The sequence below is a fragment of the Paenibacillus algorifonticola genome, from assembly GCF_050481745.1.
In the GTDB taxonomy this organism is placed as follows: domain Bacteria; phylum Bacillota; class Bacilli; order Paenibacillales; family Paenibacillaceae; genus Pristimantibacillus; species Pristimantibacillus algorifonticola_A.
In genome coordinates, this window is the sequence record NZ_JBCNGR010000032.1 from 64,105 (window position 1) to 88,560 (window position 24,456).

16 protein-coding genes and 1 pseudogene are annotated in these 24,456 nt (G+C 46.1%); 14 read left to right on the top strand and 3 right to left on the bottom strand.

Annotated features, from left to right (window positions below; genetic code table 11):
- The first annotated feature begins 136 nt into the window (after positions 1 to 136).
- The 7 genes from ABEW34_RS23390 to ABEW34_RS23420 all read left to right on the top strand — a co-directional run bounded on the left by ABEW34_RS23390 (position 137) and on the right by ABEW34_RS23420 (position 6,859).
- On the top strand, positions 137 to 304 hold the full coding sequence (locus tag ABEW34_RS23390) for a CxxH/CxxC protein (protein WP_338553732.1): 168 nt from the start codon (positions 137 to 139) through the stop codon (positions 302 to 304).
- Positions 305 to 580: 276 nt separating this feature from the next.
- Positions 581 to 1,954 carry an S-methylmethionine permease gene (gene mmuP / locus ABEW34_RS23395; RefSeq protein WP_430161862.1) on the top strand — a complete coding sequence of 458 codons (1,374 nt, stop codon included), beginning with the start codon at positions 581 to 583 and terminating at the stop codon, positions 1,952 to 1,954.
- Between the two features lie 113 nt (positions 1,955 to 2,067).
- The gene (mmuM, locus tag ABEW34_RS23400; protein ID WP_430161864.1) at positions 2,068 to 3,078 is read left to right on the top strand and encodes a homocysteine S-methyltransferase; all 1,011 of its coding nucleotides are present in this window, start codon (positions 2,068 to 2,070) and stop codon (positions 3,076 to 3,078) included.
- 226 nt (positions 3,079 to 3,304) lie between these two features.
- Positions 3,305 to 3,784, top strand: coding sequence for a 23S rRNA (pseudouridine(1915)-N(3))-methyltransferase RlmH (gene rlmH / locus ABEW34_RS23405; RefSeq protein WP_430161866.1), 480 nt, complete (start codon positions 3,305 to 3,307; stop codon positions 3,782 to 3,784).
- Between the two features lie 212 nt (positions 3,785 to 3,996).
- Positions 3,997 to 4,623, top strand: coding sequence for a hypothetical protein (locus ABEW34_RS23410; protein ID WP_430161868.1), 627 nt, complete (start codon positions 3,997 to 3,999; stop codon positions 4,621 to 4,623).
- Positions 4,624 to 4,724: 101 nt separating this feature from the next.
- Positions 4,725 to 4,958: a hypothetical protein gene (locus ABEW34_RS23415; protein WP_430161870.1), complete on the top strand. Its 234-nt coding sequence runs from the start codon at positions 4,725 to 4,727 to the stop codon at positions 4,956 to 4,958.
- Between the two features lie 107 nt (positions 4,959 to 5,065).
- Complete coding sequence (locus tag ABEW34_RS23420) at positions 5,066 to 6,859, top strand: GmrSD restriction endonuclease domain-containing protein (RefSeq protein WP_430161872.1); 1,794 nt, start codon at positions 5,066 to 5,068, stop codon at positions 6,857 to 6,859.
- Between the two features lie 360 nt (positions 6,860 to 7,219).
- On the opposite strand, the pseudogene ABEW34_RS23425 reads toward ABEW34_RS23420, so the two are convergent.
- Positions 7,220 to 7,507 (bottom strand): annotated as a pseudogene (locus ABEW34_RS23425) (recombinase family protein); the annotation flags it as partial.
- A 514-nt stretch (positions 7,508 to 8,021) separates the two neighbouring features.
- Here ABEW34_RS23425 and ABEW34_RS23430 point away from each other — a divergent pair.
- The 5 genes from ABEW34_RS23430 (at position 8,022) to ABEW34_RS23450 (ending at position 14,686) form a co-directional block, all read left to right on the top strand.
- Entirely contained in the window at positions 8,022 to 10,121 is a 2,100-nt protein-coding gene (locus ABEW34_RS23430; RefSeq protein WP_430161874.1) for a TerD family protein, read from the top strand.
- 518 nt (positions 10,122 to 10,639) lie between these two features.
- Positions 10,640 to 10,906: a CD3324 family protein gene (locus ABEW34_RS23435; protein ID WP_430161876.1), complete on the top strand. Its 267-nt coding sequence runs from the start codon at positions 10,640 to 10,642 to the stop codon at positions 10,904 to 10,906.
- Between the two features lie 217 nt (positions 10,907 to 11,123).
- A complete protein-coding gene (locus ABEW34_RS23440) occupies positions 11,124 to 12,275 on the top strand; it encodes a hypothetical protein (protein WP_430161878.1) in 1,152 nt (383 codons plus the stop codon).
- The gene (locus ABEW34_RS23445; protein ID WP_430161880.1) at positions 12,259 to 13,167 is read left to right on the top strand and encodes an NAD-dependent epimerase/dehydratase family protein; all 909 of its coding nucleotides are present in this window, start codon (positions 12,259 to 12,261) and stop codon (positions 13,165 to 13,167) included. The genes ABEW34_RS23440 and ABEW34_RS23445 overlap by 17 nt, the downstream gene beginning before the upstream one ends.
- A gap of 139 nt (positions 13,168 to 13,306) precedes the next feature.
- Positions 13,307 to 14,686, top strand: coding sequence for an FAD-binding oxidoreductase (locus ABEW34_RS23450; RefSeq protein WP_430161882.1), 1,380 nt, complete (start codon positions 13,307 to 13,309; stop codon positions 14,684 to 14,686).
- Between the two features lie 442 nt (positions 14,687 to 15,128).
- Here ABEW34_RS23450 and ABEW34_RS23455 read toward each other — a convergent pair whose 3' ends face one another.
- A complete protein-coding gene (locus ABEW34_RS23455) occupies positions 15,129 to 15,821 on the bottom strand; it encodes a DUF421 domain-containing protein (RefSeq protein ID WP_430161884.1) in 693 nt (230 codons plus the stop codon).
- 200 nt (positions 15,822 to 16,021) lie between these two features.
- The gene (locus ABEW34_RS23460; RefSeq protein WP_430161886.1) at positions 16,022 to 16,912 is read right to left on the bottom strand and encodes a hypothetical protein; all 891 of its coding nucleotides are present in this window, start codon (positions 16,910 to 16,912) and stop codon (positions 16,022 to 16,024) included.
- A gap of 675 nt (positions 16,913 to 17,587) precedes the next feature.
- Here ABEW34_RS23460 and ABEW34_RS23465 point away from each other — a divergent pair.
- Together ABEW34_RS23465 and ABEW34_RS23470 are read left to right on the top strand one after the other, a co-directional pair.
- Complete coding sequence (locus tag ABEW34_RS23465; RefSeq protein ID WP_430161888.1) at positions 17,588 to 23,356, top strand: DUF7601 domain-containing protein; 5,769 nt, start codon at positions 17,588 to 17,590, stop codon at positions 23,354 to 23,356.
- 19 nt (positions 23,357 to 23,375) lie between these two features.
- The gene (locus ABEW34_RS23470) at positions 23,376 to 24,152 is read left to right on the top strand and encodes a class B sortase (RefSeq protein ID WP_430161890.1); all 777 of its coding nucleotides are present in this window, start codon (positions 23,376 to 23,378) and stop codon (positions 24,150 to 24,152) included.
- Positions 24,153 to 24,456 lie beyond the last annotated feature (304 nt).

The window sequence follows — 24,456 nt, forward strand, 5'->3', positions numbered from 1 at the left end:
AGCCTGTTGCGGCGGCTCTTTTTTTCTTTGGACGAAAAGGTGCGGGCTTCACAATATGCAGGTTGTTTGTTATGCTAACGGAAGGCAAAGGGACAACACCCTGATTAAATCAAGCAGAAGAGGAAGCGAACCAACTATGTATTGTGTATGCAAAAAACACGTGGAGCTAGCGATCGATAAGTTCGTTGATGAGTACGAGGACGCACCGGATATCGTAGATTTGAAGGAAACGGAATTTGCAGACTGGGACCCGCCGCGCAAATGCGATTTATGCGAGGATGGGGCACTGTTTCTTGTCGTATAAGGGAAGAACCGATAATAAGAATAGCTTTAATATATCGCTGGGCGCATCCATATGCCCAGCGATTTTTTGCGGATTTTAAAATGTGTTGCTCAGCGTGTTATGATGTCGGTCAATATTAACATTGACATGAACCTGACAGCCCGATATATTGAAGTTAACTTGTTGCAGGGGCGAAAAAAACTTGAATTCCGCTTATGCGGATTCGTTAGTGGCGCACTCTTTTTCGAAAGGGAGTGTGTTTTTATTTGTCCGAATTTGATACTTAGGAGAATGAACGTGGACAGTGGAAGTAAGCAGCAGTTTCAGCGAAAAATGCAGGCGCGGCATATCGTTATGCTCTCGCTTGGCGGTGTGATTGGGACGGGCTTGTTCCTAAGCTCTGGTTATACGATTCAGCAGGCGGGGCCGTTTGGCGCGATTTTGTCCTATCTGGTTGGCGCCATAGCGGTATATCTCGTTATGCTGTGCTTGGGCGAGCTGTCGGTACATATGCCGGAGACGGGAGCGTTTCACAGCTATGCGGCAAAATATCTCGGTCCCGCTACGGGCTACACCGTCGCTTGGCTGTACTGGCTCACCTGGACGGTGGCGTTAGGCTCGGAATTTACGGCGGCGGGGCTGCTCATGCAGCGCTGGTTCCCATCGGTTAATGTCTGGATTTGGAGCGCGTTATTCGCTGCGTTAATATTTGTCTTAAATGCACGATCGGTACGTTTTTTTGCGGAATCGGAATTTTGGTTCTCATCTGTAAAAGTTTTAACGATTGTGCTGTTTATTGTTATCGGAGCAGGAGCGATGTTCGGTATTGTGCCAATGGCGGATTCGGCGCCAGCGCCCTTTTTAACCAATATTACGAGCGCAGGGTGGTTCCCGAATGGGGCCTTTGCGATTTTACTGACGATGCTGGCGGTGAATTTTGCTTTCTCCGGCACGGAGCTAATAGGGATTGCAGCGGGAGAGTCGGTGAATCCCGAGAAGACGATTCCGAAAGCGATTCGCACGACGCTGTTTCGTCTCGTTATTTTTTTCATTGGAACGATTGTTGTGCTGTCGGCCTTGCTGCCCATGTCGGAGGCGGGGGTTACGGAAAGTCCCTTCGTGACGGTAATGGAGCGAGTCGGCGTGCCGTATGCGGCTGATGTAATGAACTTTGTTATTTTGACAGCGATTTTGTCGGCGGCGAACTCGGGCTTGTATGCGTCTTCGCGGATGCTGTGGTCGCTGGCTGACAAGAGGACCATTTCGCCTATGTTTGCCAAGCTGACAAAGCATGGCGTTCCGCTGAATGCTGTCATTCTGAGTATAATGGGCGGCGGGCTTGCGCTGCTCTCCAGCATTGTTGCGCCCGGCACAGTTTATATTGCTCTAGTGTCGATATCGGGGCTTGCGGTTGTCGTCGTATGGATGAGCATTAGTGCTTCGCAGTTTATGTTCCGCAGACAGTATCTCCGCGAGGGGAACTCGGCGGACAAGCTGGCGTATCGGACGCCTTGGTATCCTTTTGTGCCGATTGCTTCGTTCGCGCTCTGTCTGGCGTCCTGCATCGGTATTGCGTTTGATCCGACACAGCGGATTGCGCTGTATTGCGGGGTTCCGTTTATTGCGCTGTGCTACATTAGCTATTATGCGTTTTATCGTGTGAAGAAGTAGCGAGTGAGGCAGGACGTAACGTGAAGTGACTTAGAGTGACTTGAAGTGACGGGAAATATAGTGCTGAAAAAAAAGGGATTGATAGATAGTAGGAAAAGGGGAGGAAAAACGTTATGGGAAAGTCTAACGGGAATGCGCACAATGTATTAGAAGATATTTTGCAGAAGCATGAGATTATGGTGCTGGATGGCGCAATGGCGACGGAGCTGGAGCGGCATGGCTGCGATCTGAATGATTCGCTTTGGTCCGCGCGCGTGCTGCTGTCACAGCCTGAGCTGATTTATCAGGTGCATCTGGATTATTACCGCGCAGGAGCGGATTGTGCGACGACGTCGAGCTATCAGGCGACGGTAGATGGTTTTCGCAAGCGCGGGCTTAGTGAAGAGGAAGCACTCAAGCTGATCAAAAGCACGGTGGAGCTGGCGCGGAAAGCACGTGATGATTATTGGGATCAAGAGGGTGCGGGTGCTGCTAAGGAGGGTAATGGTGATGTTTCTTCGGGGACTGATGCTCTTGCCACGAATAGACCGAGGCCGCTCGTTGCTGCTTCCATTGGTCCATATGGCGCTTATTTGGCGGATGGCTCGGAGTATGTCGGCAACTATGGGGTGACGGATGAGGTGCTGACAGAGTTCCACCGACCAAGAATGGCCGCTGTTATTGAAGCTGGTGCGGATTTATTGGCGTTCGAGACGGTTCCTTCCCTACAGGAGGCCAGAGTGCTGGATGCTTTATTGAAGGAATTTCCGGGCGTTTACGCGTGGCTGTCGTTTTCATTGAAAAATGAAACGGCGATCAGCGAAGGCACTTCGCTGGCGGAATGCGCGGCTGCCTTCGCGCAAAGCGAGCAGATTGCCGCGATCGGCATGAACTGCGCCCCCGGCGCTGTCGTGACGGAGGCGATTAAGGTGCTTCGCGCTCACTCGCAGAAGCCCGTTATTGTTTATCCGAATTCCGGGGAAAGCTATAATCCGGAGACAAAGACTTGGCATGGCGAGGGCAGCTGCCCAAGCTTTCTAGAGGAAGCAGAGGGCTGGTATGAAGCCGGCGCCCGTATTATTGGAGGCTGCTGCCGGACTTCGCCGCAGCAGATTGAAGCGATCGCGAGGAAATGGCGAGCTTGAGAAGTTTATTTGAGAAAGCCGGAGTCTGATGGATATTAGTGAGTAATAGAGCCAATTGGGCATGCGGGGATAATGTTTAGATTTTTGAATCATAAGGTCAGCCAGATAGGGTCTGGTTGGCCTTTTTTTCTGGGCTTATAAAAGTGTTTTTGCCGCGGACGGATGGTAAGATGGGTACTAATAGGACAGGCCGATAAACAGGCTGCAAATAAAGGAGAAGTTGTCAGTGCAAATACAGATTATTTCAGTGGGCAAGCTGAAAGAGAAATATTTAACGCAAGGGATCGCAGAATACGCTAAGCGCTTGGCTCCGTATGCGAAGCTAACGCTAGTTGAGGTAGCAGACGAGAAAGCGCCAGAGCAGCTTAGCGCGAGTGAAGAGCAGCAGGTGAAGGCTAAGGAAGGCGAGCGGATACTGAGCCATATTAAGCAGGATACGTACGTTGTCGCAATGGCGATTGAAGGCGAAATGTGGACGTCAGAGCAATTGGCGAAGCATGTCGAGGAGCTGGGCACGTATGGGAAAAGCCAGATCGCTTTTGTCATTGGCGGAAGCTTGGGACTCGCTGATGAAGTGCTGCGCCGCGCTAATATGAAGCTGTCTTTTGGAAGGATAACCTATCCGCATCAGTTGCTGCGTCTTGTGCTGACCGAGCAGGTGTACCGGGTGTTTAAGATTGTGCGGGGGGAACCTTATCATAAGTGACTGCGAAATTTTTTGCAGTTAGGGTGATAAAGAAAATGCATAAACGGCGAAAATGATGTTCTGGTGAGTCGTCGATGAGCACATAGTATGTAATGCAGAGCCCAAAGAGATGGGTTTCTATGGACTGCAACAACTAGGGATTTATATAAAAAACTTAAATTTGCGGTAGAATAGAGAAAATCTGAATATTATGCCGAGAAAGATGGGATTGGATGAATATACATAGAACGGTATTCTATACAACTCTTTTTTCTGCATTGATTTTCATTTTATTATCTGTATGTATCGAATACAGCCTAATCAAAATTGAAAATGTACATGTAGGGTTTATAGGGAATATATTGATTGGACTTTTTACAAGTAGTTTAGTTTCTGTTATTATTTCATTATCATCGTATTTAAAGGAAAAAAGAAATCTTGATACAAGGTATTATGTTATTAGTTCAACATTACTATCTAGCATTCTATGCGTAATTGAATATGTTGAAGAAAACAAAAAAATCGATGATGTTTTCAGTCAAAATTTACGTCAATACGATGAAAAAAGGCTAGAACTGATGTATTTATTAAACACAGAAAAATATCTATTGAAAAAAAGTAAATACAGTAAATTTGCTGAAAGTGTATTGACAAGAACTCTTAAGACTCTAATGCTTATTAACGAAATGAAAGCTCTCAGAGAAAGTAATAGTGATAATTCGAATGCCATACTACAAGAATTTAAATTCGAAATTTCTAACAAAAATAAAAAAAGTATTAATGAACTTGTGAAAATACATAAAGAAAGCTTAATGAAAAAACGTGAAGATAGGAAATTCATTGATTACTACGAGAAATAGACTGGACCAAGTCATTTATGGTGGCTCAGAATAAACGAGAGGTCAATGCTAAGCCTACACTTCTGAAATTATAGAAAAACTACTTGCAGATATTCGGAAATTTGTACTGTAGAAAGGGGGAAGATTCAATTAATGTATCGCCCACCATCCTCTCCCGCGCCGACGGGCTGTCCTTCGACCGCATGACTTACCCGCTCGAGATGATGAAAGTGCTGGTGCTGGAACGGGGGTATCGGATTTTTAAATTAATCGGTGGAACAGTGTCGCAGGTGACGGAGATGTATTGGGTTTTGGTTTTAATATTGAAGGAGATTCATACCACAAATAACCGTTAAAACTATTTTGGGAAATAATCCAGCAGGATAAAACGGATATTTTAAAGAATTTATTTATAAAAGACATGTTTGTCGTTGATTTAGAGACGGGAGGTAGGTGCGAGGGTATGGATAGATTAATGCAGGATTTGGCTATACGTGGTGAAAGTATACAGAGGATATATGATTACTTTATTGGTGAGCGTTTTTTAGTAAATCGAAGGTATCAAAGAAAATTAGTTTGGAGTATTGAAGAAAAGAAAGCATTTATTGACTCTATTCGTAGTGGCTTTCCTATACCGCTTATATTAGTAGCCGAGGTTAACTTTCATGATCAAAAAAACTTTGAAATAATAGACGGTATGCAGAGATTAAATGCTTTGATTTCATTTATTGAAGGTGAGTTTGATTTAGAAGGTGAGTATTTTGATCTGGAAACAATGGCGAAAACAAAGTTATTATTAGATAGCGGTGATTTAATTCAAAAATTCCCTAGAATGGACAGGAAAGTGTGCACCCAGATAGCTGGGTATAATGTACCATTATCTATCTATTCCTTTGAAGGGATAGACAAGATTGATGAGATTTTTAGAAGGATTAATTCGAATGGTAAACATCTTTCTAAACAAGAATTAAGACAAGCTGGAGCAACGGGTCATTTTGCGCAGCTTGTTAGGCATATATCTAGTAAGGTTCGTGGTGATGTTTCTGCACATGACACACTCCTGCTTAATGAAATGAAAAATATTAGTATCACAAGCCGCGACTTACCTTATGGGATTAACGTTGATAGTGTGTTTTGGGTGGCTGAGGGGATACTAACAAGAGAATACGTTAGGCAATCACGCGATGAGGAAGTGATTTCTGACATATTGGCGTATATGGCGTTAAGTATAAAACCTCCTTCAAGTTCTGATATTCTTGATGAGTACTACGGAATTCCTAATGTTGAAGGAGAAGGAGATAGTAGGTTTCAGGAAATTGAATCAGCAGTTCTTAAGGTTACGCCAGAGGTCTTGGGTCAACAGTTCTTACATGTATATGATGAACTAAGAAAAATTTTGAACCACTCTGGACAAACCTTCAATAGATTACTATTTGAAGATGCGGGACCACGACTCCCCAGATATTTTCAAATATTATTTTTAGCATTATATGAACTTTTGATACTAGAATCTTTAACAGTTGCTAATTATAGGGGATTAATTGATCTTTTAAATAATATGGGTAGTAGAAACATGAATTTAGGAGGCGGGGGTGGACGTTGGAGCGCAAGAGAACGTCAAAGTAATGTGGCCGCGGTAGCAGGCATCATTAGAGGTGTTTTTGTCAAGAAAGAAAGAAGAGATCCAGCAATAGATTCTTGGATAACTCAATTCGAAAATATCTTAACTCAGTCTTTTACGGAGCAATCTTTATATGATTTTAAACAAGGATTCCATAGGCTGGGGGGAGATTTCGAGTTTGATGATGCGCTTTTCCAAAAAGTGATTCTAACACTTACAGCAATGGCCAACTTAGGGCCAAATACAGTAGGTTATGTCATTGTTGGAATTGCTGATGATCAAGCTGCGGCCGATAGGGTTGAATCAGTTTATGGTACAAGTTCAATAAAATTTAATAAGTTTGATATTACTGGTGTACAAGGTGAAGCTTCAAAATATAAAGCTGGTCTTGATGGTTACTTCCAGTACATCATTCAAAAAATCTCCCTTATGCCTATTTCAGAAGCAGATAAAAATCAGATATCAAGAAATATAAAACTAATTAGTTACTATGAGAAATCGATACTTATATTTCAAATTGAGAGTAGAAATGAACCGTCTTTGTTTGATGGTAGATATCATATACGTAAAGGGCCAAACAACGAGCCAATACCTCCCGAGGAATATCCAAATTTGTTCAGAAGATTTTTTAAATAATTATTTGACGAAGCAGTCCTCACAAAGTCAGAAATACTTTAGAGGGCAGCTTTTTTAAGCAGGCTCCACCACGCTAAACCAAAGGAGAACGTCCATCACAGGCGTTCTCCATTTATTTTCCTAGCGTCACCTATCCACACTCCCCCACGCTTCCATTTGCTCATATGCTTCACCAAGTCCAATCGAGCGGAAACAATCACGAGTTGCCTGTTCCATGCGCTCCATAACCGCAGAGTGTTTGTTCTCCGGCACTAACTCCATAATTGCCGCTGTTCCAGTTCCCTTCCGAGCTTCGTTTCTGCATCCCCAAACTTGCGTTCTGAGCAATCTGTTTCCGCTCTATTTGAGCAATAGCGCAAATCATATGTACCATAAAGTGCCCTGTGCTGAATTCGTTTCAAGTGGCTCAGTCAAGCTCACCCAGCCAATATTGTGCTGTTTGAATATTTCCAGCATCTTGTGTTGATCTATCAAGTTACGTGCTAAGCAATTCAATTTCCATATGATGACGCTTTGAAATCGTTCTCGCTTCGCATCTTCCAGAAGTTCCAGCATGACTGGTCTTCCTTCTATGGATTTACCGGAGTATCCTTCGTCCACGTAATCACGATAGATGGATAGGCCATGTTCAGCAGAATAAGTGCGTAGTTCCTCAAGCCGCCTTTAACCTATTCTTCTGACAATAATCGGACGTATAAAGCTATCGTATTGACCACACCTCTTGAAAGGGGAATGATGGACAATACGAAGATCATAAGCGCAGCTTGTTAAAGCTTCAAACCGCATATTCATGGACTTATTGCAGGGTTAAATCCCTACTCTTTTTTCGTTGTCGAAGTCTCCAACGGGGGGAACCGTATCATAAATAGGGCAGGTTTAAGTTGTAAGAGGTAAAATCCCCCAAACGTCGTAATACTTTCACCCTGTTGGCATGGGGGCAGGTATGGGATGATGGGTACATCAAAGGTTTGGAGTTACGGCTTCTGAACGTTGATCTTTAGGCTATTGCGATCCTTCCTTCTACATCATTGGCGAAATTAGGGTCGCAGCTTTCCTAATGTACTTCAATCACGAGAGGAGGCGTCCAGGCTATCATATTCCTTCCTGCCTTCCTTTTACCCATATGATATTAGGGATATGGCTTTCATGGACACTTTGTTTGATGAACAATACCATCTATCTGCGCAGAGCAAACAAACTGATTGTAGACGAAGGCGAGAGGCTGGATCGGCTCCCGAAGGCTTATTTGGCAACAGCCCTAAAAAATATCGAAGTTCTTGGATTTACGTTCTCACCGTCCTTGATGCGCGCTTTGTACACTTTATCCGAAGAGCAGTTTAAAGCTTTGTATGATGAAATGATTGCAGCTTTAAAGGCAATGGTAGGCGCACATGTGAAGTACTGTCCGATGTACCCCGATTTCCCGATGCAGGTGATGCAGGCGGATGATGTGGAGCTGTATCTGAATGCTATGGATCACTACCATACCTTAGATTTGCCTAGGTATGAGACGGCCGACAGACCTCCATTCTTGGATAGGGTAAATCTGAAAGTAATCGGTCTTGGAAGCAAAGCGGGGCTTCACACCATGATGCGTCAGCTTATACAGGCCAAAGGATCGATCTCCGATACAGACAAAAAGGACATCGATACAGTTCTGGAGTTCACAGATCTGGAGGCAATACATGAGATTCTTCCGTCCGAGATTCCATTCAAGGAGAATGCCGGATTCGTAGTTGCTTCATTACTGAAGCATGAGAAGGCTAATCTAGAACAAATCGGGCACTATTTCACAACCGCTACGGATGTGCTTCGTCTGGCTGTGGCTTGGTCAAATGGCGATGTCAGTCTGGCTAAAGCGACAAGGTTTCGTAAATTCAAGCGGCGTGAAAGACGGTTGCTACTCGGAATCCTGGAACGCTGTTACCCTATTACAGAGGATATGCTGAGATACAAGGAACGCTGGATACGGTTAGGAGAAATCCTGCACCCCTCTGAATATAAGCACCGGTATATACGCTGCGAGGAAGCGTTTGATATTTTACGCAATAATAAACCCTTTACGACCTTTAACGGAAGTGTAGAGCTCGCATTCAAGTATCGTCAGATCTGGACGCTGATCGATCTGTTGCTGCAGCGTCCGGGTGAATTTGCCAGAAGATTGGATCAATTATTGCGGTCAACCGAACACACGGAGTATGTCGTGCTGGCCTTTGGCGAAGTGGCCAACCAAGTATCGACGCCTGTACTGCTTCAAGTGAAGAATCATTTTACCCGTCGCCATGAGCCGCATGAGCTGCGTGTCTTTTTCCCAAAAGGAAGTGTTGCCAAGGCCTTTGCTATTTCCGATACCCTCCCGGAGATCGATAAAGCGGCATGCCAAGACATTGTGCAAGGTTGTGAACGGGTGCTTATAGAGCGGTTCTCCTTACTCCCGTCTCTGGGAAAGACATATGTCGATCAACGATTGCAGAATTATCTTGTGCCATTCTCCCAAAGATCGGCAAGCAAAGCTCTGCATACGATAGTCCGGGGGAGCCGTGTACCGATGATGGAAGGGGACACCATCCGCTTCTTTAGCTGGTGGAAAGAGGGAATGGTGAACGATACGCCTACAGGCCGAGTGGATATTGACCTGTCCGCTGTCTTGTATGATCACAATTGGCAGTATGTTGAGCATATCTCTTACACCAATCTGCGGTCCTCCAAATATAAAGCCGTCCACAGCGGAGATATTGTATCGGCTCCTCAGGGCGCATGCGAATTCATTGATCTGCATATTCCCTCCATCGTGGATTATGGCGGACGATATATTGTGGCGACTCTCCACTCCTTCACCAACCAACCCTACTGTAACCTGCCGGAGTGCTTTGTGGGCTGGATGATGCGCAAGAAACCCGGTTCCGGCGAGATCTTTGAGCCTTCTACAGTCAGCAATAAAATCGACGTTACCGCTGACACGGAAATTGCCGTTCCCGTTATCCTGGATCTGGTAGAGCGCAAGATCATCTGGACCGATTTGTCTCTGACTAGACATCCGCATTACTACAATAATGTAGAGGGAAACCAAAAAGGTATGGTTTTGATAGGTAAGGCTATGACGGATTTACGGAAACCGAACCTCTACGATTTGTTCAACCTCCATGCCAAGGCTAGAGGGGAACCGGTTGATACAGCGGAACAGGCCGATGTGATATTTTCGGTAGAAAAAGGCACTACACCATTCGATATCGCGCTGATTATGGCTGATTATGTGGTTTGAGCGCAACGAGCTCAATCAAACTTTTAGAGATATAAAAATACTTAGGCTATCAAGCTTATGCTTGATGGTCTTTCTTCATAACATGCCGTTACAGTCAGCGCGGGGAACCTTATCATAAATAGTGATAAAATATAGAGCGAATTTAATGGTGATTTTAAATAGCAAAGAACAAAGATACGACTGGAGCGCAGCACACTGAGCCCAGTCGTATCTTTGTTAATATTTATGAATTTAATCTATAGAATTATGTAATAAATGAGTCTAAATTATTTTTTGCATATTTTTGAAAGCGGTTTACCATTATAATAGAACTTTAATCTATCTTTTAGGAAGGAGGGTTGAAGATGACTGGTTTTTTAGCAATTTGCTCTATGCGAAGTCTACACTACAAACAACGGCGGTTGTTGTATAGAGCGAACGAATCATTTACCGCCTGACATCATAGCATGATGAAACGATTTGTAGTATAGACTTTGCTTCCTTAAAACTTAAAAATCATTTTAAGGGGCAAAGCTATTATGAAATATGTAAATGCCGATAGTATCCTTCCTGAAAGCTTGCTAAAGGAAGTGCAGAAGTATGTCCAAGGTGGAATGATATACATACCTACTCCTGAGCAGTCACGTAAAAAATGGGGCGAATGCTCCGGGGGCCGAACATACTTGAACCAAAGAAATGACGAAATACGTAGAAACTTTTCAGCTGGTGCAAAAATTGATCAACTATCCGAACAATTTTGCCTTTCTTGCGATAGCATTAAGAAGATCGTGTATTCAAAAAAATAATCTCACAAAGTCACATTGGAAGGAATTCCTGTGTGGCTTTTTCTTTTCCCTATATAAGCTAAAAATGAGAAACACATATAGCAGCCCATCATTCAGAAGCCCTTATGCAATAAATGGTTTTTAAGTGTCTATTATCTATGATTAAGCTTCTGGCATGGTTACTATAGGGATAAAAACAAAGTAATTATTACTTGATCTACAATAAGGAGATTTTTCAATGATTGATGTTTTTGCTGTGGCGGACATTATTGTTAAACATATAAAGACCTATTACCCGGAGGATGTTGCAATTGTCGGCTACTACGGATCATACCTGCAGGGTCGAGCGACCGAGCGATCGGATTTAGATTTCTTCTTCATTCCGGCTACAGCCAGAGGGAGACAAGCAGGATGTCAGTTTATAATCGACGGCATTAGCTTTGATTTCTGGCCAATCGGATGGGATCGTGCGGAGAGAATGGCAGCATTCGAGGAGTGGAATACGACGATTATAGCGGATTGTGAGCTGTTATATGTTCGATCAGAAGGTGATCTTGCCAGATTCATGGAGCTTCGTGAGACCATATCCAACATGGGCAGTGAATCCAAAGCAACTGAATTGACCATTAAAGCCGAATCAGTAGTAAAGGATTGCTTTTTCCATATGGCTAAAATGCAGCTTGTTGGCAACTCACAGGAGTTGTCCTATTGTCGAACACAGGCTCAGATGATTATGGTTAAAATTTTTAAGTCGCTTGGCTTCTTGAACCAAATTTATTATAAGCGCATGTGGGGTCACTATCGCGAGCAAGTCAGAAGCCTCCCCATTAAGCCGGACCAGCTGGATCAATATCTTGATACCATCATGTTCAGCCGTACTCCGGATGAAGTTATATTAGCTTGTGAAAAACTAATTACGGATACACTTTGCCTGATATCGGAGCGACAAAATAGTCAAAAAAAGGTTCGCTCTTATAGTGGGCAAATGAATGGGTACTATGAAGAGGAAAAGGGGATGCTGAATAAACTTTTAACTGCGTGTGAGAAAGGCGATTACGAAACAGCCTTTTTCGTTGCTATTGGTGTGCAGGACGGGCTAGCCCGAAATTTGTATGCAGCAGAAAAAGGATGTTGGCCTGGCAATGTTGACTTAGGTGAGCATCGCGAGTTTTACGTCCAATATGGGTATCCAGATCTTGTTGCACTTTTGGATCCAACAGATTTTGAGCCGTTGCGATTAGCCGTTCTACAGCTTACTGAAAAGTTAGAAAACCATCTTAAAACAGAAGGTGTACCTTTGAATCAGTTCGACTCTGTAGCTGAATTCGAGTCATTTTATAAAAACAAAGTAATGTCAAAAAGGGGGATTTATAATGAGGCTTCGCAATAAGGTTGTTTTTGTTACCGGTGTTTCGGGAACCGCAGGGGACAAGATTGTCACAAGGTGCTTCGGAGAGGGCGCAAGAGTTAAAGGGCTTATAAGAAACAAAGAGCAAGTTCTCCTTTGTAATAATCTAGGTATTGTCCCTATAATCGGAGACCTAACGGATAGAGAAGTTATAAAGGAAGCTCTTGCAGATGTAGATGTCATTATTCATGCTGCAGCGTATCTCGGTGGCGATAGGGCCACTGCTGAGAAATCTAATATTCAAGGGGTCCAAAGTCTGGTTGATGAATCTATATCGGCAGGAGTTAAACGCCTCGTACATATTTCCACTGTATCCGTTTATGGTCATCTTGAAGGAGAGGTAGAGCTGAATGAAGCCAGTGAATTAGCATACGGTCACTCTGAGGTGTACACATCAACGAAGTGCGAATCGGAACGAATTGTACGAGCTGCAATGGTTAGAGGGTTAGACTGCGTCATTTTGCGTCCAGGCATTATATGTGCCGAAAATAACTCCCACTGGGGCGACAGGCTGATTGCAAAGCTTGCTGCGGCAGATAATATAGATTGGATTCATCCTGACGATTTAACACCTTGGGTGCATGCGGATAACTTAGCTGAGATGTGCGTATTAGCGGCAACGCATGCTGCGGCAGTAAATCAGACCTACAATGCGGTGGACGGAAACTATACAGAAAGTGAATTTAGTATACGTATTGTGCATGCTCTAAATAAAACGCTCATCATACCTGATGGTAGCCCAATAAGAATGGTGTATAACTACAATAAAATAAGAAACGAGTTGGGCTACCGACCAATAAAAAAGTTTGAAGAGACAGTTGCTCAATTAGAGGAGCAAGCTCAAAGCTGGCTTCTAGCGCTCAAGGAGCAATGAATTACACAAAGAATGGTCCTATAACGGCGATTTGAACTATTTTGCTATATAAACAAGGCGTTTGCCGCTACTGGGTCAAGTGTCCCTACATAAGCTGATGAGAAAGGCTTATGCCATGAACAGGGATGGTGTGAAGTGGATGACACAAAACCGGAAAAAGAGAGGAACACGATTAACAGGGAGGCTCGTATTCCCGGGCAATCCGTCATATAATGCCGCCAGAATGGAGTTCAATAGGCGATTTTCCAAATTTCCTAAGGTCATTGTTTTTTGCAGACGAACTCAGGATGTAATCAACGCAGTCAAATGGGCTCGTGAGCATGGCGTAAGGCTGCGAGTGCGCAGCGGGCGGCACAGCTATGAAGGTTTTTCGGCTGTAAATGGCGGTATTATTATCGATGTAAGCGAGATGAATAAGGTTAAGGTTGATCGAAAAAATAGGGTGGCCATTGTACAGACGGGAAATCCACTTGCCCGAGTGTACAAAAAGCTGTGGAATAAGCGTATGGCACTTCCGGCTGGGACAGCGCCCGACGTAGGCGTAGCCGGGCTTACCCTGGGTGGAGGCATTGGACTTCTGTCCCGCAAATATGGACTTACGTGCGATAACTTGAAGCAAGTGAGGATGGTCGTAGCTTCGGGGCGGTATGGAGCAAAGACGATTGTGGCAAACAAGAGGAAACATTCCGATCTATTGTGGGCATCGCGAGGCGGCGGGGGAGGAAGCTTTGGCGTTGCTACAGCCTATACTTTTCGGGTTAGACCCATTTCAACGGTTTCTATATACAGCGTCAAGTGGAAATGGAGTGATTTGGAGAAGGTGTTACCAGTCTGGCAGCGCTGGGCCCCATCTGTCACGAACCGCTTAACCTCAACCATTGAGGTGGCCGCCAGGCAGGTAGGAACTATCGTATCTACCGGTCAATTGCTTGGCGGTGTTGAAGAGCTGCGTCGATTGATTAGACCGCTCTTGCGAGCAGGCACTCCAGTAAAGGTGCTGGTGAAGACAGTACCTTTTATTGAAGCCACCAAATTTTTTGCCGAATCGGATCTGAATTTGGAACCCAAGTTTAAAATAACCGGAGCTTACGGGTTTCAACCTTTGCCTCGTGAAGGAGTACGAATTATTCGTGACTTTTTATCTAATGCACCCAACAGGCATTCCAGCGTGTGGAGTCAAAGTTTAGGTGGTTCAGGAAGTGCCGTGAGTCGAGTATCGCCTACTGCAACGGCCTATCCTCATCGGAAGGCGGAGACCATCTACGAATTGTCAGCCCGCTGGAGAAACAACGGGGAGCAGCAGCGGAACATTAAGTGGGTGAAAAGGTTCCGTAGAGCTTTGCGTCCCTTTGTTAAAGGGGATTATGTGAACTTTCCCGATTTGCAGATTAAGAACTGGCCCAAGGCGTATTATGGTGTGAACTTTGGTAGACTGAAGCAGGTGAAACGAAAGTACGATCCTCATAATGTGTTTCGTTTTGCTCAGAGCATTCCAGTGAGGAAACAGGTCAGAAAATGATAATACCCCATCAGATTTAAATTGAAGCAAAGGAGCTGGCAGCGACAGCTCCTTTAACAATTTTCGCCGATAGACCCGTAATGCTGAACCGTATCATAAGTAATAGTAAAGCAATATCGTTGTTGCTCCTAAATTAGGGAAACTGTCTGACAGAATCGGGGCAAACGTGAAGGCATCAAGGACAATGCAACAATCCTCGCGAATTGTTCGAAATCGCCGTTAGATCCGCAACGTAGAGTTAAGTCAACTACCTTCTATTTTAAAAAGGGGTCAACCAAATTTCGAGGCCACTGAAAAAGTATACCAAATGTAAAGGCACAGACGCTCTATATTTTGAGGGCGCTGTGCTTTTTTTCTTGTATCCTTTAAGGAAAACGTTGGAAGGGTCAATTCTAAGATGTTGAAGGTTAGGTTGAACTCAAGTAGTCGCTACCGGGTCTTTTTATAGGATCGAATCCTGGTATTTGTCGATATACAGCGTCCCATCTAATTGGAGCTCTGCGTAAAATACCTGATCCAAAGAATGAATGCTGGCTTTCTTTAATTGTTGGTTGAGCCAGGCAAAGGAGACATCCATTTTCACAAGATTTTTTTCTACGATTTTGCCATCAATGATAAGCTCAGTCGGGATTCTTTGAATAGGCGTAAGGGCTGCTTTTATATCTTTTTTTGTTGCAGGCAGTAGTTCTTCTTTTCTCAACACACTGAGTTTGCCGTCAGGTTCCAGAATTGCAAATTCGACTTCTTCGGGTGAAAAGACATCCTTGTTCCGAAGCAACATGATTAAATCGTCGATGTTGAGGTGCTGTTTAGTCAATGTCTTCTCCAAAATTTCTCCTTTTTTGATGAGAATCGTAGGCTGGCCGTCGAGAATCTCACGAGCTTTGACGGAGTGCAATCCGGTCAATGCGATGATGAACGCCAAGAGCGACCATAAGACCAAGCTAGATATTCCTTGCAGCAGCGTGATTTGTCTGTTGACGATAATCTCGGCAGTGGTGGAGCCGAAGGTGATTCCTGTCACATAATTGAAGAACGTTAGATGTCCGACTTGTTTTTTACCGAGCAGACGCGTCAAAACGAGTAGAACAACGAAGGATGTTGCCGTACGAAATAGAATTTCTCCATACGTCATGTGCTGAGCCCCTTCTATAACAGATAGTTTTAGATTGGCCTTTGTTTCCATCTCCTATACTTGTTAAGTGAAAGGAATCTAATGAACATGAACGGTTGGACAAAAGAGCGAGTTAGTATGTTGCTTGTGCTAGGCAATTTCCAGACCCGCAAGAAACTTGTCGTTAGGGCGAATGTCTTATCTGCATCAGGGTCGCATAATCAACCGTCCGACGGGGCGTACTTCCCCACGTCCGGCTCGAATGTCGCTCCACTCGCCAGGTCCAGCTCCACGTGGGTGGTTCCGCGACCGTCGGTCAGCACGATCATTCGCGACCCGACGATGGGAACGCGGTCGGCGCTGGTGCGCATGTGTGCTGAGACGACACGAGGAGCACCGTCAACGATATAATTTACCTCAACCGTGAACAACGGGAAATTAAAGAGCCAACTGTTAGTAAAATTCAAGGCGGTCAACGTCCCGGTGCATGACGAACCCTCCACGCGGAGTCGCTCGATGTCCGCCTGACGCCGCCGGGCGTGGGCGATAGAGCCGGGCAACCGCAGGAGCGTAATGGCGGCCCAGAGGGCGAAGCAAGCTCCGACGACTGCGCCGAGCTCTAGCGGGATCGTCGGCGATGTCGCTATGGCCTCGAGGTCAAAGGGGCGCGACAGGTCGCTTGTCAGCGTCCAGAGCAGGAGGACTCCCGCGACTGCTGCGAGCCCTCCTGTGACCGATAGCGTCGCGAACAGGCCGGCCACCCTGGTCTGTCCGAACTGCTCAATCGCTCGCGAGTACACCCCGCCGGTCGTACCAATCGCGACGAACAGCAGCAAAACGGCGACGCCCACTGTGATCGGATGACCGAGGAGCATGCCGATTGACGGTGTCGGCGCCATGCCGAGCAGTGCGCCGAACGGCACGGAGCCTGTCAGCGACCATAGTGCAGCAGCTGTGAGCAGCCACGGCATCAACGGAGCCGCGCGTCCGACGCGATGTCCCAGCCGGAGCATAGTCATCCGTCCGTTCTTATCCGTGGTGGAGAACAGCGGTAGCATCTCGATATGTGCTTGCTGCCCGTGCTTATGCTGACCCTCCGCAGCATCCTTCATTGGCATCGCCCTCCCGAGGAAGATACTCGCACCCTGAGCAGCGGAGGGGGATTCCCCGTGACACGGTCGGGACGATCAACTATAAAATGGAGGAGCTTTTCCCCTTTCGCTTCCTTATTATTGAACGTTTTTTTGTAGGTATAATGATATTCTAGGTGCCGTAATAAAAAGTTCAACTTCCTACTATCTTTGTACTCAGCCATACACACCTTCACCCCCAAAATGTCTTATCTATATTTTACCACTATAAGGTTGCCCACTGTAAGGCCCAACCAAGTCGACATGCATTTACGGAAGGTGTACCTTTGAATCAGTTCGACACGGTGGCTGAATTCGAGTCATTTTATACAAACAAAGTCTTCGTCATTGCCCGTTAAGACCGATACGGAATAATTCACCTCCCCTGCCGTTATGACCCGCGATTTTGACATTTCCTTTCGTATAATAACCATTCATATAAAGGAAAAAATGCGATATGAGAAAGCCATTATTGCAATCTATATTTGAAGCATTAAGGTCTATAAGCGGTTGTTCTTTTATTGAGAATTGCAAGAGGAAGAAAATTCCTTACATTGTAGAGATTTTGTAGAGACTAGATTTTTAAACTAAGAAAGAAAGTGTCGAAATTTGGTTGAAAGCATATCAGTAGTTTCGGGAATGGAGGAGAAGTGTGTCTTGAATCGAAAACGCAGCATAGGTAAAGCAATACTATCTTTCTGCCTGGCAATTATGCTTGCCTTGCAGACGGTGGCATTCTCTGTCCCTGCATATGCAGAAAGCGCGCCAAGCGCGGAAGAACCGCAATCAGTAACTGATGCGGTTTACGATGTGCCGAGCAATTCCATAATGATGGCGGCAGCCGTGACGGACAAAACGGTGGTGTTTATGGATGCTAATGCAATCTTTCCGCTGAAGGTGACGCAGGGAACTGACGTTGCTCCAGGCGGTATGATCCAGGGACGACAGGCATTTACCCTCAAATCAGAGGGCCTCAAGGTGCCGGTGAAGGGGGATTATGCAAATACGCCGGATGAAAATGACACGACCAAGTACATTCAGAAGGGAGACTCGATCGAGCTAGCAAGGGATCCCTACTTCAAGGAAGTGGTGCTGCCAACAGCTACCAAAACCTTGATGGCCACAACTGATTTTGGAGTGAAACAGCTTGGCACCGCTTATTTCACCCCAAATAGCATCAAGCTTGTTTTTAATGGCGACGATTGGTTTTTCAATGGGGTTGGAAAAGCGGTTACCTTTGGCTTTGAAACCACTGCCAATTCGGATGTAACGGGCATGCAATACGGCGATACAAAACCTATATCGATTTTCGGGGGAGCGTATGAGCTCAAGAACCCGGATGTTACGCCAGCTTACAGCATCAACTTGACAGGAAACAACTGGCCCAAAAATGGTAGCTGGACTTGGTGGTATGTGACCGTACCAGCCTATCAGGATGGTTATTTGACCATCCAGTCTACCCCAGCCTCTTTTGATGTGCTGGATCCAGCGATCAAGTTGCCGCTAGATGGGATGACGTTCTATACAAAGCCTGCCGATTACCGTATGGTCTATGTACCGGGCTCCTTCAAGGTAAACGGCACTACGTTAGAGCCAACCATTGATGCAGATGGCGGGCTGAGCTACATTTTCCCAGCGGGAACTGGGGTGGAACCGAAAGTTGAATATCAAGCGTGGTTTAACAAGGATATGTATTATAAAGAGTATCGGGGCGTGGCACTCGATCCCGGTCGATCTGGCGGACAGCGTTTTGATCCAAAGGTTGAACTGAGGGATGGGAGTGCTAGTGTAAAAGCCAGCGCAGTGCGGGAAACGTGGGTAGCACCCGACTGGATTCAAGCGTCCGCCTCCTATGACCATCCAAATGAAATGATTACATGGAAGGTAACGGTTAACCAATATAACAAAAAAGGGCTAAAGGACTTTACCATAACAAATGTATTGCCTGCTGGGCTGGAATTCGAATCCGCTACATGGCAGACAACGGTAAATGGTACTGTATCTGAAGCAACACAAATTGCACCAGATTCGAACGGGGTTTATTCCTTTGGGGAAATTAACGGTAAAGTGGAATTACTCATTAAGAGCAAGGTGAAAAGCGGTTCCAGCTTTAGAATCGATCCTCGTGCCAACTGGAATTTGGATACACCAAATGGCGTACAGAACAACGATGTCATAACTGGTACAAGACCTAATGCAGTAACTGACGAGGCCATTGTTACTATCGGGGCGCACACTTTTACAAAAACAGGCGCTATTACGATGGAGGATTATAACCTGGGCAGCATTACATGGACCGTTAATCTAACGCCACAATATGCCTTGCCAAATGCTGCGGTATACGATGTACTGGTTCATGGCGGAGATTTGAACGTCTTGGACAACGCAGTGGATGAAACAGGCGAAGTTAGTGCGGAAACCATTGCGAAAATCAAAGGGAATGTGAACTCTGCACAGCTTTGGAAGAAGTATCGGGCGGGAACCCTGAAGACCAATGCAACCGGCCTGACTATGAAGAATATTCCTTTAACCGTAGACGGTAAAGTGGTGGCGGATTTGATCAAGGTGACCGGATACACGGACGCAGCTGCATCCTTCAGCTTCCGTGCCCTTGAGACCAACCTGGACATCCTCTTCAGGCAGGATAATAATGCAGGGAAAATAAGCTGGAATCGGGCTTTGCTCATTGACGGCGAAACCGTAAAACAAGCACAAAACAACGTCAGCCTTCACCTGCGTATGCTGAACAAGGATATGCTTACGGCATCCTACCCTATTAAGGGGGATGGGACGGCTGACACCTGGTATATTCCGAACAACGTTCAACGCTATATCGGTTTTGACAGCTCATCAAGCGGCGATGAATATACGATGGCTGGTTATGACCGGACAACCAAGACGGTCACCTTCCGCCTAGGTATCAATATGCCGGGCTATAACACAGTCGAAATGGCAAAAGACGGTGGAAGTCGGGTTATCACCAATGTGAAGCTGGTGGACACCTTGCCCGAGGGTTGGGAGTTCGTTCCTTATGGAGATGGAAAGGACTATGAGCTTTATAAGGGCTACTCGGATAATGGTAGCGGCACTGGCTATGGGGTTCGAAACAACGCCGTGTCAATCATTGAGCCAAACGACCCTGCTCATGTGGCGAGTTTCTCCCATAGTGGCAACGAAGGCACCTTCACCTTCTCCAAGTTGGAAAGCCCTTATGTCATTTTGGTGAAGGCAAGACCTTCCAATGCGGCACTGGAGAAATATTTAGAGGAATACACCACTATCGGCACAGACAAGCAGGTGCTGTATAACAAAGCCGACCTACATATGACATGGGGCGGAGAAGAGAAGGTTCTCACCGAACAGCGCAAAGTGATTGTACCGATTCAGACTCTGGGCAAGTCGGTAACTAAACCAGTTCCAGGGGTGCTGGAATGGACGGTGAACTATACCCCGCCATTCAACATGGAACAGGGCGTTTATTTACAAGATACTCTGGGTGCAGGTATGAAACTGCGCTATGAAGGAAACGGAAAGCTTGTGCTGACAGCGCCTAGTATGGCAGTCTATCCTGCTAAACTGACTGCCAGCGGTGCTCTGGAACGAGACGGTGCCGCACTGAATCTCAGCGATCCGAATTCAGAAGTTCGGGTGGAAGCCGGTCCGGGTGCGGGCGGCACCACGGTTCTATTATTCAAATTGGACGACCCTAATAAGTTCTACCAGTTTGTATACCAAACCGAGGTTGATCCTTCTACAGCGAAAGCTGGCGACAAAATGGGCAACGAGGTAAAGCTGATGGGCGATGATAAGCTGAAATCTGTCAGTGCCAAAAGTGAAAGCACGCTGGACAATTCAGACGTAGCCGGCAGTTCAAGCTCCAATGCCCTGCTGCCCCTGAAAAAGGTAGATCCGGACAACAATCCGCTAAAAGACGTAGAGTTCACGCTCTATAAGAAAGACGGCGGAGCTCAAGTCGCTAAAGGAACAACCGATAGCGGAGGGAAACTTAATCTACTATTCCCAGATCCAGGGTATTATGAGCTGAAGGAAACTTATATTGACACCACAACATGGTTGCCAACTACAAGAATATATCAGGTTTACGTAGGGAATACGCCTGGAAAGCCTATCTGGGTAGACGGCGTGAAAGTAACCTCTGATATTCCGCTGGTCGTGCCTACGCCGGCGCAAGGAAAGCTGACCATTAGCAATAAGGTGGAAGGAAACGGCAGCGACTCTTCCAAGGATTTTGAATACACCGTGACCTTCACTGGCGAAGGCAAGGATGGAGAGTACATCTATCAGAAGTCAGATCATACGTCTGGCACGATCAAGAGCGGAGACAAGATTACCCTCAAGCATGGGCAATCTGTGACGTTCCCGGCATTGCCCGCGGATATGGGGTATACCGTAACCGAGGCCGATTATACGACCGTTGATGGTTATATCACCACGCCGGAGACGAGAGAGCTGCCTGGCACAATCGTGAATAAAGGCGACCACAAGGCGGACTTTATTAATGAGCGAACCGTTAACAAGCTGACCGTCAGCAATACGGTCATGGGCAACGGCGCCGACAAGACGAAGGAGTTTGAGTACACCGTCATCTTTGAGGATGCAGGCAAGGATGGAAGCTATTCCTACTTGAAATCGGGCGGCGGTACAGGTACGATCAAGTCTCATGATACCTTCAGGCTTAAGGATGGGGAGACACTGGATATTTTGGGTCTGCCTAAGGGTCTGAATTACACGATTACTCAGAAGGACTACACAGCCGATGAATATGTGAACATTCCTGAGGAAGGTTATTATACCGGAGTCATGGATGGCAAAGATGAGGATGCCCCATTTACGAACTTGCGAGTCTTAAAGGGCGGCCTGCTTATCGGCAACACGGTTAAAGGCAAAGACGAAGACAAAGAAAAGCTGTTCAAGTATACGGTCACCTTCACAGGAGAGGGAGCAAGCGAATCCTACTCTTATGAGAAGTCGGACGGCAGCAAGGGCACAATCAAGAGTGGAGAGACCTTCGAGCTTACAGATGGCCAGACGCTCGTCGTGCAAGGACTTCCGACGTATCTCCAGTATAAGGTGACCCAAGATGATTATACGAATGATGGCTATGTGACGGACCCTGAAAGTCTCGTTCGCACAGGCACTATTCCGGAGAAAAATGTGGCCGAAGCACACTTTGTCAATACCCGCCCTTATCTGGAAGGCGTGCTGCGTGACAACAACACAGGGGCAGTCATTCCGAATGCGCCCATCACGGTAATCGATCTGAAGACAGGCAAGGAGCTTCAGACGGAGACGAATGAGAAGGGTGAATATTCGGTCCCAGCTACAGCGGATACCGACTATACGATTACGTATACGAAGTGGTACCAGGTAGGCGGGAAGGGTGTTCCTGTCGAGTTCACACAAAAAGCAAATGTGGACGGCAGCGTGACAGGCGAGACCGTTCCGGCGGACATTACGGCGGTAGGGATCGTTCTGTTCAAGCAGCTGGACGGAGTAACAGAGCTATTCAACGCTTCGTTTACCAGCCAGATGCATATCTATTTGAAGGATCAGGACGGCAATTATATTAAGGAAAACGGTCAACCCAAGGCGTTTCCAATGGCTGCGAACGGAACCTTCTCCGTGGAGGGGCTAAGCGAGCAGAAGTACACAATGGAAGTTCGCTATAAAGCTGAGACAGGCGAGGAACTGCTCCTCAAAGTGACGCAGCTGGACGTGAAAGCTAACGGAGAATTGAACATTTCCGAGGAATTGGTTGACCCATACGGTACGGTTTATGATGAAACGACAGGAGATGCCATTACTGGCAAGAAAATTGACGGAGCTAAAGTTACACTGTATTATGCGGATACGCAGCGGAATAGAGATAAAGGCCGCATTCCGGATACGAAAGTAACGCTTCCTGCGGTTCCAAACTTTCCGCCGCACGATAACGAGAGCCCGGAGCAGGATAGCGACGCAAATGGCTTCTACGCGTACATGGTGTTTCCTGAAGCAGATTACTATCTGATCGTAACGAAGGATGGATATGAGACGCACAGGAGTGAAACGATTTCTGTCGATTATGACATTGTAAAATACGATGTGCCAATGAAGCCGGTCAGTTCCGGTGGCAACTCCGGCAACGGCGGCAACGGCAACAGCGGAACCGACAACGGCAACACCGGAACCGATAACGGCAACACCGGAACCGACAACGGCAACAACGGAACCGACAACGGCAACAGCGGAATCAGCAACGGCAGCAACGAAGCCGTAAATGGCAACAGCGATGAGCTGGACGATGCTCCGAAAACAGGAGACGACAGCGTACCGCCAATCTTCTATATGGCTTTGGCGCTGATGTCCCTGCTGACGATCGGATTCTGTCTACTCGGGAACAAGAAGAAAAAGCACATCCAGTGACCGGAAAGGCGGTAAGAAAATGAGCAAAACTAAGAAATTTCTTATCGCCGTTTCCTTCCTTGTGTTGGTTTTTTCTCTTGTTAGTGCTGCGAGAGCTCTCCTGCAGGATTATACTGAGCAGCAGAAAATCGAAGAGCTGACAAAAGTTTGGGAGGAAGGTTCGGACAAAGTTGGAGGGGATGCATTCCCCTCCCTTTTATTCAATAAGGTGAATGAGCCGGTCATGCTTCCCCAATTTCAAGAGCTTTACGAGAGGAACCCGGACATCGTCGGCTGGCTGAGGATTGACGGCACCCGAATTGAGTACCCAGTCATGCAGAATCTACAGGATGCGGAGTACTACCTCAATCATGATTTCGATAAAAAGGAAAACAAAGGCGGCCTCCCATTTTTGGACGGGCATAGTCGGACGAATGGTTCGGACATTTTGCTGATTCATGGACATCACATGAAAAGCGGCTGGATGTTTAAAGATTTAATGAAGTACAAGAACGAAAGCTTTTATAAAGAGCATGCTGCATTCCAGTTCAGCACGCTTTACGAAAAGGAAGAGTATGAGATAGTTGCCGTTATTCTTTCAGAAGTTTATCGCAAATCGGACAACGTCTTTAAATACTACCAAATTGAGAATGTAAGTACGCCCGCCGAGTTCAATTCGTATGTACAGAACATCAAAAAACTCGCTCTTTATGACACTGGCGTAACAGCCCGGTATGGCGACAAGCTTATTGTGCTGTCCACGTGCGAGTACTCGACCGAAAACGGCCGGTTAGCAGTGGTCGCCCGAAAGCGCTAATGACGTTGTAGAAACACGAAATCAGTCTGCAACATATCGCGTTCTCCACTTGGAGGACGCGATTTTTTTGCCTCCGAAACTCTGTGGCGTTATATCCTTGTCCTTACAATGCCCCTGCATCTCTAGCCGAATAGAACGACGGGTAAATCGGTCGATATTGTAATTCCTTTCTGATACGTGTTGTACCTGATGCAGTGCTTCCGACAAAATTTCGCTATTATGAAGCTGAAGCAACCCTGCAATGGAAATCGGCGTATCGTCGAGGGCATTGTAGATACGACCATTAATACCAGGTATGGAAGCT